Source organism: Kineococcus sp. TRM81007, from assembly GCF_022669155.1.
Taxonomy (GTDB): domain Bacteria; phylum Actinomycetota; class Actinomycetes; order Actinomycetales; family Kineococcaceae; genus Kineococcus.
This window is the reverse complement of record NZ_JALBVB010000056.1, coordinates 256,960-273,565: the sequence shown is the minus strand read 5'-3', so window position 1 is coordinate 273,565 and position 16,606 is coordinate 256,960. Positions and strand designations below refer to the sequence as shown.

The window sequence follows — 16,606 nt, the reverse complement described above, 5'->3', positions numbered from 1 at the left end:
GGGACACCTCTCTCCGCCCAGCGCCGAGGCCGGGTCGACCACACTCGACTGGACCCCACCGTCACACGCGGGCCCAGGGTACTGACGGGCGTCTCCGCGCCACAAGGAACGGGGAGCCGGCGCCGGTGGGGACGGGGTCAGCGCCCCAGCCGCGCCAGCGCTTCGGGGACGTCGGACCAGGAGGCCGCGAACGAGGTCCCCGGGTCGTCGGCCGTCCAGGTCTCGTGCAGCGCCCGCACCTTGCCGAACCTGTCGTTGACCACCACGTGCGGGATGCCCAGCAGGGTGCTGATGACGTGCCCGTGCAGCCGGTCGGTGACGACCCGCTCCCCCACCGACAGCATCGAGCAGGCCCGCTGCAGGTTGGCCCGGGCCAGCGCGCGCATGGCGGCCCGGGCGGCGACCGCGACCGGCCGGGAGGCGCTGCGGCGCTGCTGGGCGTTGGCCCTCCTCGCCGCCCGCAGCAGCAGCGCGGAGCGCGAGCGGGGCGGGGCGGTGATCCAGTCGAAGGTCTCCTCGAAACCCTCCACGCCCCCGGCTTCGCGGTCGGTGCGGGCCTGCACGGCCAGCGGCCGGGTGGCGGTGCCGCGCGGCAGGGGGCCGAGCGCGAACGCCAGGTCGGGCACGAGGCGGACCTCGCAGTCGTAGTCGCGCACCGCGATGTCGTAGCTGCGCCGGTCGCGCACGAGGAAGGTGAAGCGCCCGTGCTCGCCGACGGCCCGGCGCAGCTCCTCGCGGTGCCGCTCGTCCACGTGCTCGATGGACTGGGGCATCTGGACCGCGTCGCGGCCGCGGGTGTCGCGCAGGAACCGCAGCCGCAGCTCGTGGTGGGTGGGGTAGAGCCCGCCCCAGGTGCCGCCGGCCATGGACACGGGCAGCGAGCCGGGGTCCAGCAGCTCCGGGCGGTACGAGCGGCGGTCCAGGATCCGGGTGACCCGTGCCCCGCGCTGGGCCGCGGCAGCCTCCAGCCCGAGGTGCAGGGCGGAGTCGCCGCAGTTCAGGTGCATGGGGAAGTCCAGGGCGGTCCAGGACCGGTGCGCCGGCAGGACCTCCGCCAGGTCGTCCAGCAACCGCGCGCGCAGCGCCTGCACGACCGGGGGGCCGGAACCCACCGTGCCGCCGTCCCGCACGTCCGTCCCGTCCTGCACGCTCGTCCCGTCCCTCTCGCTCGACCCGTCGCCACCCGCCACCCGGTCCACCGCCCCGCTCACCGCGCCACCACGGCGGGTCGGGGCGCACCCGGCCCGCTCGCGCCGTCCTCGACCCGCGTCCGGAGGACGCCCGCCCGGGACGCCAGCACCCCCAGCGCCACCACGAGCAGGACCCGCGGGTGCTGGAAGGACATCACGTCGCTGGTCGCCGCCCCCATGGCCACGACGACGAGGACCGCCAGCAGCGAGCGGTTCAGGCTGCGGTCGGCGGCGTCGGGAGCCAGCACGCTGCGGTCCCACGCCACGGCGCCGCCGACGAGGAACAGCAGCGCGAACACGGCCACGCCGATCGCACCGCCGCCCACGAGGGTGCCCAGGAAGGTGTTGTCCAGGAAGACCCCGCCGGTCTCGGGGCGGTACACGCCGGCGCCCATCCCGAGCCAGGGGTTCTCGCGGAACATCTGCTCGACGAGGACGTAGTCGTCCAGCCGCCCGGTGACGCTGTTGTCCTCCTCCGCCAGCAGGAAGATCTGCGCGAGGGAGCGCGACAGCTCCGGCACGAGGACGAACATGAGCACGGCACCGGCGGCGCCGGTGACGAGCGCGGCGAGCTTCTGCCGCGCCGGCCACACCGACACGGCGACAGCGAGGCCGAGGACCAGGCCGAGCACGGCGGTGCGCGAGACCGACAGGGGGACGCCGACGACGATGACGACGGAGGCCAGCGAGGCCCAGCGGCGGGCGCGGGAGGTGAGGGCGTGCCGCGCGAGGTGCAGGGCGATCGGCAGGGCCGCGGTCAGGCCCAGGGAGTACTCGATGGGGTGCTCCCCGGTGCCCCGGGCGCGCAGGAAGTCCAGGCGGCTGACGGTGCCGAGGGTGGGGGTGTTCTCCACCAGGCCCACCGCCCGCGCGAGCGACGCCCAGCTCGGCAGCAGCCCAGCCCAGCTGGCGGCGGCCACGAGGGCGGAGAACGCCGCGCAGCCGACGATCCAGCCGAGGACCCGGTCGAGGTCGTCGCGGCGGCGCAGCGCCAGCCACAGGTAGAAGCCGACACCGGTCACGCTGAGCGAGCCCGTGAGGGAGCGCAGCGCCCCGGCGGCCTCGGCGCTGTCGAGGGGGCTGGTCAGCGCGACGCCGTAGGTCCAGAAGGCCTCGGCGAGGTTGAGCACCAGGACGGCGCCCACGAGGGACCAGCGCGGGTCCTCGCCGTCGGCGCGACGGCGTCGCGCGGCGAGGACGGTGAGGACCGCCAGGACGAGGCAGGCCAGGGAGAACAGCCCGGCGGGGGCGCCGTTGGACTTCAGGGGGCCGGGCAGCACGAAGTTGCCGGGCAGCGTGAAGGCGCACACGACCACCGCGATCGGCAGCCAGGAGATCCGCAGCGGCCGCGGGCGAGCCGCGACGGACCGCAGCGGGTCCGCGATGGCGCGACCGATCGACGCGGCCGCCGAGGAGGCGCTCAGGAGGACCGGGCGGAGCTGCCCGCCCGCTCCCGCACCGGGTCCGCGCGGTGCCCGGCAGCGCGCTGCCCGCCGCGCTGCCCGTCGCGCAGGTCGGGGCCACCGGCGCCCTCGCCGGTGGCAGCACGGCCGGACGTGCGGCCGGACGTGGTGCCGGACGTGGCGGGCGTGGACCCGGCCGCGCGGCGACGGCGGCGCTCGCTCAGCGAGGTGAGCGCGAGGTCGACCAGCACGATCAGCACGATCCCGGCGGCGAGCCCGCCCAGGGCGATCGCACCGACGGCGCGGGCCCGGTCCGGGTACAGCTCGCGGGGGCCGTCGGTCGGCGTGGACTGGATGACGATGAACAGCCCGTCCGCGGGGGCCTGCACGCGCTGCTGGACCTCCAGCAGCTGCTGGCTCGCCGCCTGCAGGGCGGCGTCGACCAGGGCGGGGCCGGCCTCGGGGGTGGTCGTCGTCACCACGACGGGGAAGTAGGTGCGGTTGCCGGAACTGCTGCTCGCCTCGCCGGCGGCGAAGCCCGCCTCGGGGAAGGCCGCCAGCACCCCGGCCTGCACGGGCGCGGTGTTCAGGGCCGTCGAGACGGTCGCGGCGAGCGTGCTGGCGCCGCCGGACAGCGAGAAGGGGTTGCTGGGTCCGGGCTGCGTGCCCTGCTCCTGCTCCGGCCGGGGCGTGGAGAGGGAGACGCTGGGCGTCACCAGGAAGGTCGCGGAGGTCTCGTACTCCGGCTCCGCCTGGTTCCACACCCCGCGCGCGGCCCAGGCCACGAGGGCGACGACCACGAGGGTGAGGTACCAGCGGTGCACGAGCACCCGCATCAGCGATCCGATGGTCATGGCTTCTCCTCGGCTTCGTCGTCCCTCGCGCACCCGGGACGGGAGAGGGCGCGTCCTCGGGCCTCGTCAGGCCGGGCGACACCCGTCCGGCCCTCGGTTGACGACGCAGAGCATTGCACAATGACCGGAGGTAGCAGGAACGTGCATCTCGGGGATCTCTCCGCCGCTCCGGCTCGTCGTGACCCTGCGTGCACGGCCGTGCGCGCGGCACCCGCCCGTATGCTGGCCGCGCCGCCAGCACCGACTGGCTCCCGACCGCCCGGCCACGGTGTCCTCGAGGGCGAGCACGCCGGACGACCCCCGAGAGGTGCCCGTGCCCCGGCTGCCCCGCTCCACCGCCCCCGTCGCCCTGCTCACCCTCGTGGCCCTCTCGACCGGCGCCTGCAGCGGCGGGCAGGAGCAGGAGCAGGAGCAGGACCGCTTCGCCGCCCAGCGCGCGCGCCTGGAGCAGCAGGCCCGCGTCCTCGGCATCCCCGAGGGCTTCCCCGGACCGCACGACACCGGCGTCCCGCTCGGCGCGGTGCTGCAGCCGTCGGGGTCGCTGACGATCACCGAGGACGGCCGGGTGGTCGAGAACCTCGACATCGAGGGGTGCGTGTCCGTCCAGGCCGACGACGTGGTCCTCCGCAACGTCCGGATCCGCTGTGGCCACCAGCAGCGCGCCGTGGTGATCGAGGGGTCCGACCGCGACCTGCTCATCGAGGACTCCGAGATCGACGGGCTGGGCAGCACCGAGGTCGCCGTGGGCTGGAGCGGTTACACGCTGCGCGGTGTGGAGGTGCACGACGTGATCGACGGGCCGCGCCTGGGCAGCGACGTCACCGTCGAGGACAGCTGGGTCCACGACATGGTGCGGGTCGGCGACTCCCACAGCGACGCCCTGCAGTCCAACGGCGGCACGGGCATCGTCGTGCGGGGCAACACCCTGGTGCCGACGGACACCTCCGACGGCGACGTCCTCAACGCCGCCGTGCAGCTGGGGGCGGAGAACGACTCCGGCGAGCTGTCCGACGTGCTCATCGAGGGCAACTACCTCGACGGCGGCAACTACAGCGTGAACGTCCGCGACGACGACGGCATCTCCGGGGTCGTCCTGCGCGACAACGTGTTCGGCAGCGGCGCCCGCTACGGGCCGGTCCTCGCCCCGGAGGAGCGCGTGCAGGTGGCGGACACGAACACGGGCAAGCGCTCCGAAGCGAGGGTGCGCGTGGTGGAGCCGTGAGCAGCGACCCCGCCGACCGGCTCAGCGTGACTGCTACGGTGCGCTCCGTGAGCACGCCGAGCCCTGGGGGGGCGCTGCGCGGCAGCGTCGTCGTCCCCGCGCACGACGAGGGCGCCGTCATCGACCGGTGCCTGGGCGCCCTGCGCCCGGGGGACGACCTGGAGGTCGTGGTCGTCGCCAACGCGTGCACCGACGACACCGCCGCACGAGCCCGCGCCCGCGGTGCGCGCGTGGTGGAGACGGCCGTCCCGGGCAAGGCGAACGCCCTGAACCTCGGCGACGACGCGTGCACCACCTTCCCGCGCGCGTACCTCGACGCCGACGTCACCGTCGACGGCGACGACCTGCGCCGCGTGCTGGACGTCCTGCGCCGGGGCCCCGCCCTCGCGGCGGCCCCGCGGCTGCACGTGGACGTCAGCCGCTCCTCCTGGCCGGTGCGCGCCTACTACCGGGTGTGGACGGCCCTGCCGTACGTCACCGACGACCTGATCGGCTCCGGGCTGTACGCCCTGTCCCGCGAGGGCCGGGCCCGCTTCGGCCGCTTCCCCGACGCCACCGGCGACGACACCTTCGTGCGGGCGCTGTTCGCGCCCGGTGAGCGGGTCTCGGTGCCGGGCACCACCTTCACGGTGCACCCGCCGCGCACCCTGGGCGCCCTGCTGGCGATCAAGACGCGCGCCCGCTTCAGCGTCGCCGAGCACGTCGCCTCCACCGCCCCCGCGGCCTCCGGGGCCGGACCGCGCCCCGCCTCCGCCGCCCGCCGGCTGGCCCGCCGGCCCGGGCTGTGGCCGTCACTGCCCGTGTACGCCGCCGTCGGGGTGCTGACCCGGCTGCGCGCGCGGCAGCGCCTGAGCGCGGGCGCCCCGGTCGCCTGGGACCGCGACACCACCTCCCGCACCGCCCCCGCCGCCTGACCGCCGACGCCCCGAGGAGAAACCGCCGATGCCGAGGTCGCTGAACCAGCTGCGCTGGCTGCGCAAGGGGATCGTCGGGGTCAAGAGGGCGGTCAACGTGCACGTGTGGGGCATGGACATCCACCCCACGGCGACGTTCAGCCTGTCCGCCCGCTTCGACCGCACCCACCCGCAGGGCATCCACATCGGCGAGCGCAGCTACGTGGCGCTGGAGGCGATCGTCCTCGCGCACGACATGACGCGGGCGAAGAAGACGCACACCCGCATCGGCAGGCACTGCTTCGTCGGCGCCGGCAGCATCGTGCTGCCCGGCGTGACGATCGGGGACGGGTCCATCGTGGCGGCCGGCGCCGTGGTCACCAAGGACGTCCCACCGGCGTCGATCGTGGCCGGCTCCCCCGCCCGCGTGATCCGCAGCGACATCGTCGTCGGGCCCTACGGCAGGCTCGTGCGCACCGAGCACCCCTCCGTCGCGCCGCAGGTCTGACCCGGCCCGGCACCCGCCCGGAGCACCGGCGCCCGGCGGCTCCCCCGTCCCGCCACGCAGCGTGACGATTCGGCCGGGGAACGGCCCCGTTCGCCTCACACGACGGGGGGATGGCGCTCACACCCGCTCCGACCCGATGTCTCAAGGGACAGCACGTCCCCTTCAGACAGTCGAGCGGAGGCTCCCGTGGCCGGCACGAAGCGCACCTGGAAAGCCGTCGTGGCCGCCGTGGGCACGAGCGTCGTGCTCGCCGCGAGCACCCTGCCCGCGCAGGCGGCGAGCAGCTCGCCGTGGATCGCCTACTCCGGCACCAGCGTGAACAACGCCCGCGTGCCCGCCACCACGGTGGCGCTCACCACCCGTTCGCCGAAGGCGTTCGACACCCTGACCTACCTGGTCGCTGGCGAGGCCGTCAGCGCCACCGTGGCCGCCGCGCCGCCCGCCACCGCGAACGGGGACTGGACCGCCACCGCCGACGTGGACCTGTCCGCGTTCTCGGGGCGCATCAGCCTCACCGCACGGATGGTCAGCGGCAGGAGCAGCAGCAGCGTCGCGAAGACGCTGCGCGTGGTGGACCCGGCCGCCGGCCTCGGCGCCGGTGGGAGCACGTCCGGCGGCGCGGTGGACGTGCAGCGCCCCAGCCGCAAGGTGCGCGCGCAGGTCACCGACGGCCGCCCCGGCCCGCTCACCACGGGCCTGCGGGGGAAGGGCACGCAGCGCACCCTGACCGGCGACCAGACCATCACCCGGGACGGCACCGTGCTGGACGGCGTGCGGATCGTCGGGTGCGTCGTCGTCGACGCCGACGACGTCGTGATCCGCAACAGCGAGGTCGTGTGCCGGAAGAAGGGCCGTCAGGTGGCGGTGAAGGTCGCCGAGGGCAAGCGGAACCTGCTGATCGAGGACAGCGAGATCGACGCCACCGGCGCCGACGTCGGCGTCGGCTGGGGCCACTACACGCTGCGCCGGGTGAACCTGCACGGCTCCGCCGACGGCGCCCGCTTCGGCCACGACGTCGTCATCGAGGACAGCTGGATCCACGGCATGACCCGCGTCGAGGGGCTGCACAGCGACGCGGTGCAGACCACGTCCGGCTCGAACGTCGTCGTGCGCGGCAACGTGCTCGACCCCTCCAACGGGAAGGACCCCCTCAACGCGGCCGTCATGATCGGCACCGAGCTGGGGACGAGGAAGCTGTCGAACGTCCTCATCGAGGGCAACCGCCTCGGCGGCGGCTCCTACACGATCAACGTGCGCGGCGACGCGAGCATCACCGGCCTGGTCGTCCGGGGCAACACCTTCGAGGACAACAGCCGCTACGGGGCGATGATCATGCCGAACGGCAAGGACATCACCGTGTCGGGGAACGTCCTGGGGTGGACCGGCCAGGAGGTCACGGGCGACCGTTGGTGACCGCTGATGACGTGGCCGGAACCGGCCGGCCCGCCGTCAGCGGCGGGTCAGCCGGTGCCGGATCCGCCGGCTCGTCCTGCCCACGACCCGTCGGGCGGGGCCCAGCCGCAACTGCCACCGCAGCGCGGACTCGAGCTCCGGGTCGGCCCCGGTGCTCTCGAGCTGCCGCAGGGTCTGGCGGGTGAACGCCTCCTGAGCGCGGGCCCGCGGGGTGCTGGAACGCAACCGGCGCAGGTCGAGCTCCCCGCTGAAGGTCGTGAACCGGTCCAGGACCCCGTGGGCGCGCAGCGCGACCATGGTGCGGGTGCACTTCTCGCACTGCGAGCAGTTGAAGCGCCCGTCACGGTTCTCCCAGCACACCCGCAGGTGCCGGGCGGCGACGTCCTCGCGGGCGAGGAAACCGATCTTCTCCACCCGGGTGGCGTCCGCGCCGTCGTGCACGAGGTCCACGGCGTCACCGCTCCACAAGGGGTCGGTGAGCGGGTGGGAGCCCCACGGGCGGGCGTCGTTGTACGTGCGGGACGCCGGGACGTAGACCTTGCCGACGACACCGGAGAGGGAGTGCGCCACCGCGGCGAGCGCGGCACCGTGGGTGAACTCCCACTTCTTGTCCAGCAGCGGGTAGCGGCGCAGGTCGGTGGTGACCTCGACGAGCTCCTTGCCCAGCGCGTCGGCGGCCTCCCGCGCGTGCTGCGCGGCCTGGGCACCCAGGACGTCGTCGTCGACGGGGATGTCGAAACCCCGCACGAAGATCAGGTGGGTGATCTCGTCCCGGCGCCGCAGGGCGCTGTGGAAGCTGTCCACCCCGCCGCTGAAGAAGCAGCCCACCCCCGCGACGCGCCCCCCGGGCGGTTCGGCGGTGTCCGCGTGGACGGGCACGGGCGGCAGGTCCAGCCACGTGGCGAGGACCTCCTGCAACCGCCCGACGCCCTGCCCGAGCCGAGGGCTGATCCCCAGGTCGACCGAGAGGGGACGTCCCGTCTTCAGGGCGGGGAGGAGACCCAGCGCCACCTCCGCGTCCCCCGAGGCCGTCAGCGGCACCGCTGGGGCCGCGACGGACACCTCGTGCCCGTCGACGCGGTACGCGACCCGGCCGGGCGTCGTCCCGAGGAGTTCCACCCGGAAGAGGTCGCCGGAGGGCTCCGGTGACGAGGCTCCCCCCGCCGTCGCGTGACCGGCACCGTCGTTGGTCCCCGTGAGCACTGGCGTGACTCTCCCTCGCCCTCGAACGCCGGCCGGAACTGGCCGTGACGGAGGCTACACGCCACGCTGATCGTCACGGTCGTCCCGGTGGTGAACTCCGGGCGCCGGACCGGGGAGCGGGCAGAGGGGCTCAGTACGCCCCGCGCCCACCCAGCACGGCCTTGACCGTCTTGGCCAGGATCATCGCGTCGAACGCCGGGGACCAGTTCTCCACGTACTGCAGGTCCAGCCGCGTCGACTCGTCCAGGTCCAGGTCGGAACGCCCGCTGACCTGCCACAGCCCCGTGAGGCCGGGCTTCACGAGCAGCCGCCGGTGCAGGTCGGCGCCGTACTCGGCGACCTCCTTCGGCAACGGCGGCCGCGGGCCCACCAGGGACATCGACCCGGTCAGCACGTTGAACAGCTGCGGCAGCTCGTCCAGGGAGTAGCGGCGCAGGAACCCGCCGACGCGGGTGATCCGCGGGTCGCGCTTCATCTTGAACAGCAGCCCGTTGCCCTCGGACTTCTCACGCAGGTCGATCAGCAGCTTCTCCGCGTCGGTGACCATCGAGCGGAACTTCACCATGGTGAACTCGCGGCCGTCGCGACCCACGCGGGTCTGCAGGAAGAACGCCGGGCCCTTGGAGTCCAGCCTGATCATCGCGGCGATCAGCAGGAACACCGGGCTGAGCAGCAGCAGCGCGAGGGCCGCGGAGCCGCGGTCCAGCAGCGCCTTGCCGACGTGGCGCAGCCCGCGCAGCTCGGGGCGCTCCACGTGCAGCAGCGGCAGCCCGGACACGGGCCGGATGACCACGCGCGGGCCCACCACGTCCGTCAGCGCCGGGGCGACGACGAGGTCGGCGCGGGTGTCCTCCAGCTGCCAGCCGAGCCGTCGCAGCACCGGCCCGTCCAGCTCCGGGCAGGTGAGGGTGGCGACCACGTCGACGTCGGTGCGGCGGGCCACCGCGGCGACGTCGTCGAGCGTCCCGCACACCGGCACGCCCAGCGCCTCCAGCTCGGCGCTGCTCCGACCGCCGGGGGTGCAGGCGCCGTCGATGCGCAGGCCGTGGTCGGTGTCGCGGCGCACCTGCCGCACCAGGGCGGCCACCGCCTGCGGGTGCCCGGCCACCAGCGTGGACTGCACGCACTCCCCCGCCGCGCGACGGCGGTGCAGGTAGCGGCGGGCCACCAGGCGGCCCGCCAGCGTCAGCAGGCCCGCCGCCGGCAGCGCCACGACCACGAAGCCGCGCGCCAGGTCGAGCTTGAACGCCCACGACAGGGTGCCCACGAGCGCCACGACGGTGGTGCCGGCGGTGAGGACCCGCTGGAACTCCTCCGAGCCCACCCCGAGGAAGCGCGGCTCGTAGGCGCGCATCAAGCCCATCGCGGCCACCCAGATCGGCGGCAGCAGCGCCATCAGCCACAGCACCGACGCACCGCTGACGGTGCCCAGGTGCAGCGGGGAGCCGCCGAAGCGGGCTGCCCAGCCCAGCAGGGCGCCCATCACCGCGGCCACGGCGTCGCTCGCGACGAGGGTGCGCACGTACTCGTGCTGCCACACGGCGCGGCGGGAGGCGCGGTGCGCACCCGTCGGTGCGGGTCGCCGCCGTGAGACGGGGAGGAAGGGAGCGGTCGCCGTGGGAGCGGTGGAGCCGTCGATGACCCTCCGCTGCTGGTGCGGGAAGACCCGCACCTGTCCTGCCGCCAGTTCCTCCGCCGCCATGCCTCTCCCCCCGTCGAGGTCCTGCGAATGATCGAGACCACGACGGTGTGGCACCGGGCCACTCGACCGCCGCGAAGTGCGTGCGTACGTTCGGGTGACCCTCTGCCACGGATGGTAGCTGGGCATCACCTGTTCTCCGCAACCCTCCCACAGGGATCGTTGAGCGCAACACGAGCAGCGATCACTCTCGGCGACCAAGCGCGCCGGCACTGCCAACGACGAAGAGGCCCCCGCCGAACCCGGCGGGGGCCTCTTCCGTGATGTGGAGCTGAGGGGACTCGAACCCCTGACCCCCTCGTTGCGAACGAGGTGCGCTACCAGCTGCGCCACAGCCCCTTGCTCGCTCCCCGTTGCCGCGGGAGCGAGAAGAACACTACCAGGCCCGGGGCACCACCCCGGACGCCGGTGCTCAGCCGTTGACGACGCGGGAGTGCTCGCGCACGTCGATCACCCGGTGCCCGCGCACCGACCGCGCCGGGGTGACCTCCACGTCGACCTCCACCGGGCCGGCGACCGGCGCACCGGCGCGGGCGGGACGCACCAGGCGGGCGCGCGGCTTGAGCAGGTACGTCGGCAGCGGGACCTCCGCGGGCTCCCAGCCGGCGCCGTCCGCAGCCGCGGCGGGCGCCTCCGGCTGCGTCCGGGGCGCCGGGACCGCGCCGTCGGCGGCCGCCCGCGCGGCAGCCAGCTCCTCGGCGAGCTCGCGCTCCAGCTGCGCGGTCAGGTCGTCCAGCACCGTGCCGCCCGCGCGGCCGGCGTCCTCGGCGGGGGCCGCGGGTGCGGGCACCACCGCGGTGGGCACCAGCACCGGCGCCGGCGCGGCGGCGGCGTGCCGGCGCAGCGCCACCACCACCAGGGCCAGGGCGGCGGTCGGCAGCAGGGCCGCCCACGCGGGCGCCACCGACGCCAGCACCAGCGCCCACGTCACCGCCGCAGCGCCCAGCACGGCCCCCAGCAGACGGCGGCGCCGGCGCACCACCCGGCTCGTGCGGGTCTGCTGCACCAGCACGCGCGGCTCGGCCGGCGCGGCAGCGGGTGCGGCGGCCGGCGCCGCCGGAGCGGCCGGCTGCGGCCGCGGCGCCGGCCCGGCGAGCACGGGACGGCTGGAGGAGGCGGCGAGGGCCCCGGGGCGCTCCGCGGGGGCGGAGCCCTGGCGCACCACCACGCGCAGCGCCTCGGAGTCGCGGTCGCCGACGCGGGCCTCCCCGGCGTGCCGGCGCCGCCGGATGGCCGAGGGCACCAGGTAGGCAGCCCACAGGACGACGATGGTGAGGAAGATCAGGCTGCTCGCGGGCACGGGCGAAACGCTAGGGCTCGCCGTCCACGACACCGTGGACCTCGACGGTGTGTCGCCGCACCGCTTTCCCACCCCGCCACCGTCCGGTTACCCCTCGTGCCCACGGTGAAACCACCTCCCGGGGATCCGTTCAGGACCGGGTGGAGTTCCGGTACCGGGTCACCATCCCCTCCGGCACCTCCTCCGCCGTCACCGCGAACGTGCGGTGGTCGCGCCACGCCCCGTCGATGTGCAGGTACCGCTCGCGCAACCCCTCGTCGCGCAGGCCCAGCTTGGCCGCCACCCGCAGCGACGCCGCGTTCTCCGGGCGGATGTTCACCTCGATCCGGTGCAGGCGCAGCACGCGGAAGCAGTGGTCGACCACCATCGCCAGCGCCAGCGGGATCGTGCCGCGGCCGGCGACCCGCTGGTCGATCCAGTACCCCACGTGCGCCGAGCGCAGCGAACCCCACGTCACGCCCGAGACGGTCACCTGCCCCACCAGGCGCCCGTCGAGCTCCACCACGAACGGCAGCATCCGGCCCGCGCGCGCCTCGCGCGAGAAACCCCGCACCATCTGCGCGAACGTCGGCACCGGCCCGGCCGGGTCCGGGCTCGTCGCCTCCCACGGCCGCAACCAGGACGCGTTCGCGGCGCGCACCGCCCGCCACTGCGCGGCGTCGCGCCTGCGCAGCGGCCGCAGCCGCACCGAGCCCTCGACCAGTTCCGCCGGCCAGAACGGCACCGTCACGCCCGGCTCACGGGGTACCGCCACCACGGCGGTGGTCGCCGCCGTGCACCTGCTCGACGGCGTGCGGCAGGAAACCCGACAGGACCTCCACGCCGTCGCGCACCGCACCGGGGGAACCCGGCAGGTTCACCACGAACGTGCGCCCCGCGACGCCGGCCAACCCGCGCGAGAGCACCGCGGTGGGAACCCCCTTCGCGGCACCGGCGGCGCGGATCGCCTCGGGCACACCGGGGACCTCGTAGTCGAGGACGCGCCGGGTGCGCTCCGGCGTCAGGTCCAGCGGGCTCAGCCCCGTCCCGCCGTTGGTCACCACCACGTCGTACCCGGCGGCGACCGCGTCGCGCAGCGCCTCCTCCACCGGGTCGCCGTCGGGCACCACGACCGGGCCGTCCACGGCGAAGCCCATGGAGCCCAGGCCGTCCACGAGGACGGGCCCGGAGTCGTCCGCGTACACGCCGGCGGAGGCGCGGTTCGAGACCGTCACCACCAGGGCGCTGCGCCGCACCCCACCGGCCGTCGCGTCAGTCATCCACGCTCCAGTCCCCCGAGCGCCCACCGCTCTTGGCGGTCACCCGCACCCCGGTGACGACCGTGCGCTTGTCCACGGCCTTGACCATGTCCACGAACGTCAGCGCCGCCACGACCACGCACGTCAGCGCCTCCATCTCGATGCCCGTGCGGTCCGCGGTGCGCACGGCGGAGCGGATCAGCACACCCGGCCGCTCGGCGTCCGGTTCCACGTCGATCTCGACCTCGACGGCGTGCACGGCCACCGGGTGCGCCAGCGGCACCAGGTCCGGGGTGCGCTTGGCGGCCTGCAGCCCCGCGATGCGCGCCACGGCCAGCGCGTCGCCCTTGGGCAGCCCGCCGGAGGCGATCAGCTCCAGCACCCGCGGCGAGCACTCGACCCGCCCCTCGGCGCGCGCCTCGCGCACCGTGACGGGTTTGGCGGACACGTCCACCACTCGGGCGTGCCCGCGCTCGTCCAGGTGCGTCAGCCGCTCCCCGGCCGCCGCGTCCCCGCTCACGGCTGCCCCACCGGCAGCGGTCCCAGCAGCACGCACTCCACCTCGTCGCCCACCTCCACCTCGGACGTGCCCACGGGTACCACGGCCAGGCACGTCGTGCGCGCCAGGGCGGTCACCAGGTGCGAGCCGTGCCCGGACACCGGCGCCACGTGCAGGCGGCCGTCCTCGCCGCGCGTCCACGCGCACCGCACGTACTGCTCCTTCGCCGACGGCGACGTCCAGCCCCGGGCGACCACGCACCGCACCCGCGGGCGCTCGGGGTCGGGGCCCTCCGCGCCGAGCATCCGGCGCAGCGCGGGGCGCACGAACACCTCGAAGGACACGAACGAGCTGACCGGGTTGCCCGGCAGCGTGAACACCGGCACCCGCTGCTCGCCCAGGGTGCCCGCGCCCTGCGGCATCCCCGGCTGCACCGCCACGCGCCCGAAGCGCACCCGGTGCCCGGCGCGCTCGCCCAGCGGCCCGGACAGCACCTCCTTGACCGTGTCGTAGGCGCCCTCGCTGACCCCGCCGGAGGTCACCACCACGTCGGCGCGCACCAGCTGGTCGTCCAGCACCGCCGCCAGCGCGGCGGCGTCGTCGTCGACCACGCCCACCCGGTAGGCCAGCGCACCCACGTCCTCCGCGGCGGCCGTCAGCAGGTAGCCGTTGGTGTCGTGCAGCTGCCCCGGCGCCAGCACGGCGCCCGGCTCGACGACCTCCGCGCCGGTGGAGACCACCACCACGCGCGGGCGCGGGCGCACCCGCACCCGGGCGCGACCCACCGCCGCCAGGACGCCGACGTGCCGGGGCTGCAGGCGGGTGCCGGCCTCCACCACCACCACGCCGGCGGCGACGTCCTCGCCGGCGCGGCGCACGTGCTGACCCGGGCGCGGGGCGCGCCGGACCGTCACGTGCGCCACCCCGCGGTCGGTCCACTCCACCGGCACCACGGCCTCCGCGCCCGCCGGCACCGGCGCGCCGGTCATGATGCGCGCGCACGCACCGCCCGGCAGGCGCATCGGGTCGCCGCTGCCGGCCGCGATGTCCGCCACCACCGGCAACCCCACCGGGGACTCCTCCGAGGCGCCCTCCACGTCGCGCACCCGCACCGCGTAGCCGTCCATGCCGGAGTTGTCGAACGCCGGCAGCGGGCGCGGGCTGACCACGTCCTCGGCCAGCACGCACCCCAGCGCGTCGCGCAGCGCCACGTCCAGCGGCGGCAGCGGGCGCACCAGGTCCAGGCAGGCGGCGGCGTGCTCGGAGACCGGGGTGAACGGCCCGTCCCCGTGCGAGGAGGGGTGGGGGGCGGCGCTCACGAGGACGCGCCGGCCCCCGCCGCGACGTACTCGCCCAGCCACTCGCGCAGCTCCGGGCCGATGTCCTCGCGCTCGCTGGCCAGGCGCACCACGGCCTTGATGTAGTCCAGCTTGTCGCCGGTGTCGTAGCGGCGGCCGCGGAAGACCACCCCGTGCACGCCGCCGCCCGGGGCGTCGGAGCGCGCCAGCACCTGCAGGGCGTCGGTGAGCTGGATCTCCCCGCCCTTGCCGGGCGGCGTCTCGTGCAGCACCGCGAACACGGCCGGGTCCAGCAGGTAGCGGCCGATGATGGCGAGGTTGCTGGGGGCCTCCTCGCGCTTGGGCTTCTCCACCAGGCCGGAGACCTTCACGACGTCCTCGACGTCCGTGGGCTCGGCCACCGCGCACCCGTACAGGTGGATCTGGTCCTCGGGGACCTCCATGAACGCCACGACGCTGCCGCCGCGCTGCTCGCGCACCTCGATCATCTTGTCCAGCAGGGGGTCGCGGGAGTCGACGATGTCGTCGCCCAGCAGCACCACGAACGGCTCGTCGCCCACGTGCTGCTCGGCGACCAGCACCGCGTGCCCCAGGCCCTTGGGGTCGCCCTGGCGCACGTAGTGCACCTGCGCCAGGTCCGTGGACTCCTGCACGCGGGCGAGCTTGGCGTCGTCCCCCTTGGCCCGCAGGCCCACCTCCAGCTCGACGTTGCGGTCGAAGTGGTCCTCCAGCGACCGCTTGTTGCGGCCGGTGATCATGAGGACGTCCGTCAGGCCGGCACGCACCGCCTCCTCGACGATGTACTGGATGGCCGGGGTGTCCACCACCGGCAGCATCTCCTTGGGCATGGCCTTCGTGGCGGGCAGGAACCGGGTGCCCTGGCCCGCAGCCGGGATGACGGCCTTGCGGACCGTGCGGCCGGGACGCTCGTCGCGTTCGCTCATGGGGCCGGAGGCTACCGCCCGGCTCAACCGGGACACCGAGAGCAGCCAAGCGGTCACGGCGGGCATGGCTTTCCGGGCGTCGCGGGGGCAGACTGGACGCGGTGACGTCCCGCGTGCAACCGCGCGCGCGGCACGTCCGAGAGCCTCAGGAGCCGCCGTGCCCCCCACCCGCGACGACGCGCGGTCCACCACCGGCACCACGTCGCGCACGACGCCGCACGCGGCGTCACGCGCGACCTCGCACCCGGGGCGCCTGCACGTCGCCCACGACCCCGTCGAGGTGGGCGCGCGCAAGCTGGGCCTGCGCACCGCGGTGCGCGCCCGCCGCCGCACCCGCGGCGCCGCCGAGGCCGCCGAGGTCGACGCCGCCGTGGCCCGCACCCTGCTGGCCTGCCCGCTCGTCGCCGGTGCCCACCGCGTCGCCTGCTACTCCTCCCTGCCCGGCGAACCCGGCACCCGCTCGGCCCTGAGCGAGCTGCGCCGGCACGGCGTGGAGGTCCTGCTGCCCGTGCTGCTGCCCGACGCCGACCTCGACTGGGAGGTGCGCGCGGTGCGCAGCGACGCCACCGGCGGGCACGGCCACGGCCCCCTGGGGCCGCACGCCATCGCCACCGCCGACGTCGTCGTCGTGCCCGCGCTGGCCGTGGACACCGCCGGACGCCGCCTCGGCCAGGGCGGCGGCAGCTACGACCGGGCGCTGCGCAGGGTGCCGGCCCGGGTGCCGGTGGTGGCGCTCGTGCACGACGACGAGCTGTTCGACGCCGCCGTCAGCCCCCTGCCGGTGCTGCCGCACGACCGCCCGGTGCAGGCCGTGGTCACCCCCACCCGCTGGATGCCGTTCACCGCCTGACCGCCGCCCGCCCCGCCCCCGCGCGCACGCACCTCCCCCGCGCTCCGGGCCCGCGCCCCGGCCGGGGACCGGCACCGGCGTGGTTCACTGTG

Annotated in this window: 16 protein-coding genes and 1 tRNA gene; 5 read left to right on the top strand and 12 right to left on the bottom strand. The window is 75.4% G+C overall.

The window, feature by feature from the left end:
• Window positions 1–137: 137 nt before the first annotated feature.
• From MN205_RS15490 to MN205_RS15480, 3 genes are all read right to left on the bottom strand, one after another.
• Window positions 138–1,148, bottom strand: a complete 1,011-nt coding sequence (locus MN205_RS15490) for a polysaccharide pyruvyl transferase family protein (protein ID WP_242128855.1) — start codon at window positions 1,146–1,148, stop codon at window positions 138–140.
• Between the two features lie 59 nt (window positions 1,149–1,207).
• The gene (locus MN205_RS22010; protein ID WP_242128853.1) at window positions 1,208–2,500 is read right to left on the bottom strand and encodes an O-antigen ligase; all 1,293 of its coding nucleotides are present in this window, start codon (window positions 2,498–2,500) and stop codon (window positions 1,208–1,210) included.
• Between the two features lie 110 nt (window positions 2,501–2,610).
• The gene (locus MN205_RS15480) at window positions 2,611–3,447 is read right to left on the bottom strand and encodes a hypothetical protein (protein WP_242128850.1); all 837 of its coding nucleotides are present in this window, start codon (window positions 3,445–3,447) and stop codon (window positions 2,611–2,613) included.
• Window positions 3,448–3,760: 313 nt separating this feature from the next.
• On the opposite strand from MN205_RS15480, the gene MN205_RS15475 reads away from it, so the two are divergent.
• The 4 genes from MN205_RS15475 (at window position 3,761) to MN205_RS15460 (ending at window position 7,483) form a co-directional block, all read left to right on the top strand.
• Window positions 3,761–4,669: a hypothetical protein gene (locus MN205_RS15475; RefSeq protein ID WP_242128849.1), complete on the top strand. Its 909-nt coding sequence runs from the start codon at window positions 3,761–3,763 to the stop codon at window positions 4,667–4,669.
• A 47-nt stretch (window positions 4,670–4,716) separates the two neighbouring features.
• Window positions 4,717–5,583: a glycosyltransferase gene (locus MN205_RS15470; protein ID WP_242128847.1), complete on the top strand. Its 867-nt coding sequence runs from the start codon at window positions 4,717–4,719 to the stop codon at window positions 5,581–5,583.
• A gap of 28 nt (window positions 5,584–5,611) precedes the next feature.
• Window positions 5,612–6,070 (top strand): DapH/DapD/GlmU-related protein, encoded by a 459-nt coding sequence (locus tag MN205_RS21290; RefSeq protein WP_305037222.1) that lies wholly within the window; start codon window positions 5,612–5,614, stop codon window positions 6,068–6,070.
• 186 nt (window positions 6,071–6,256) lie between these two features.
• Window positions 6,257–7,483, top strand: a complete 1,227-nt coding sequence (locus tag MN205_RS15460) for a right-handed parallel beta-helix repeat-containing protein (protein WP_242128845.1) — start codon at window positions 6,257–6,259, stop codon at window positions 7,481–7,483.
• Between the two features lie 36 nt (window positions 7,484–7,519).
• Here MN205_RS15460 and MN205_RS15455 read toward each other — a convergent pair whose 3' ends face one another.
• From MN205_RS15455 to galU, 9 genes are all read right to left on the bottom strand, one after another.
• Window positions 7,520–8,602 carry a hypothetical protein gene (locus MN205_RS15455; protein WP_242128843.1) on the bottom strand — a complete coding sequence of 361 codons (1,083 nt, stop codon included), beginning with the start codon at window positions 8,600–8,602 and terminating at the stop codon, window positions 7,520–7,522.
• A gap of 214 nt (window positions 8,603–8,816) precedes the next feature.
• A complete protein-coding gene (locus tag MN205_RS15450) occupies window positions 8,817–10,388 on the bottom strand; it encodes a sugar transferase (protein ID WP_242128841.1) in 1,572 nt (523 codons plus the stop codon).
• A gap of 263 nt (window positions 10,389–10,651) precedes the next feature.
• Window positions 10,652–10,724: transfer RNA gene (locus MN205_RS15445), tRNA-Ala, on the bottom strand.
• Between the two features lie 73 nt (window positions 10,725–10,797).
• Window positions 10,798–11,685 (bottom strand): hypothetical protein, encoded by an 888-nt coding sequence (locus MN205_RS15440; protein WP_242128839.1) that lies wholly within the window; start codon window positions 11,683–11,685, stop codon window positions 10,798–10,800.
• A 130-nt stretch (window positions 11,686–11,815) separates the two neighbouring features.
• Entirely contained in the window at window positions 11,816–12,439 is a 624-nt protein-coding gene (locus MN205_RS15435) for a GNAT family N-acetyltransferase (protein WP_242128837.1), read from the bottom strand.
• Window positions 12,423–12,944 (bottom strand): molybdenum cofactor biosynthesis protein B, encoded by a 522-nt coding sequence (locus MN205_RS15430; RefSeq protein WP_242128835.1) that lies wholly within the window; start codon window positions 12,942–12,944, stop codon window positions 12,423–12,425. The genes MN205_RS15435 and MN205_RS15430 overlap by 17 nt, the downstream gene beginning before the upstream one ends.
• Window positions 12,937–13,443, bottom strand: coding sequence for a cyclic pyranopterin monophosphate synthase MoaC (gene moaC / locus MN205_RS15425; RefSeq protein ID WP_242128833.1), 507 nt, complete (start codon window positions 13,441–13,443; stop codon window positions 12,937–12,939). The genes MN205_RS15430 and moaC overlap by 8 nt, the downstream gene beginning before the upstream one ends.
• Window positions 13,440–14,741 (bottom strand): gephyrin-like molybdotransferase Glp, encoded by a 1,302-nt coding sequence (gene glp / locus MN205_RS15420; protein WP_242128830.1) that lies wholly within the window; start codon window positions 14,739–14,741, stop codon window positions 13,440–13,442. The genes moaC and glp overlap by 4 nt, the downstream gene beginning before the upstream one ends.
• Entirely contained in the window at window positions 14,738–15,664 is a 927-nt protein-coding gene (gene galU / locus MN205_RS15415) for a UTP--glucose-1-phosphate uridylyltransferase GalU (RefSeq protein ID WP_242128828.1), read from the bottom strand. Before galU ends, glp begins: the two co-directional genes overlap by 4 nt.
• A 157-nt stretch (window positions 15,665–15,821) precedes the next feature.
• On the opposite strand from galU, the gene MN205_RS15410 reads away from it, so the two are divergent.
• On the top strand, window positions 15,822–16,514 hold the full coding sequence (locus MN205_RS15410) for a 5-formyltetrahydrofolate cyclo-ligase (RefSeq protein ID WP_242128826.1): 693 nt from the start codon (window positions 15,822–15,824) through the stop codon (window positions 16,512–16,514).
• Window positions 16,515–16,606: the final 92 nt, after the last annotated feature.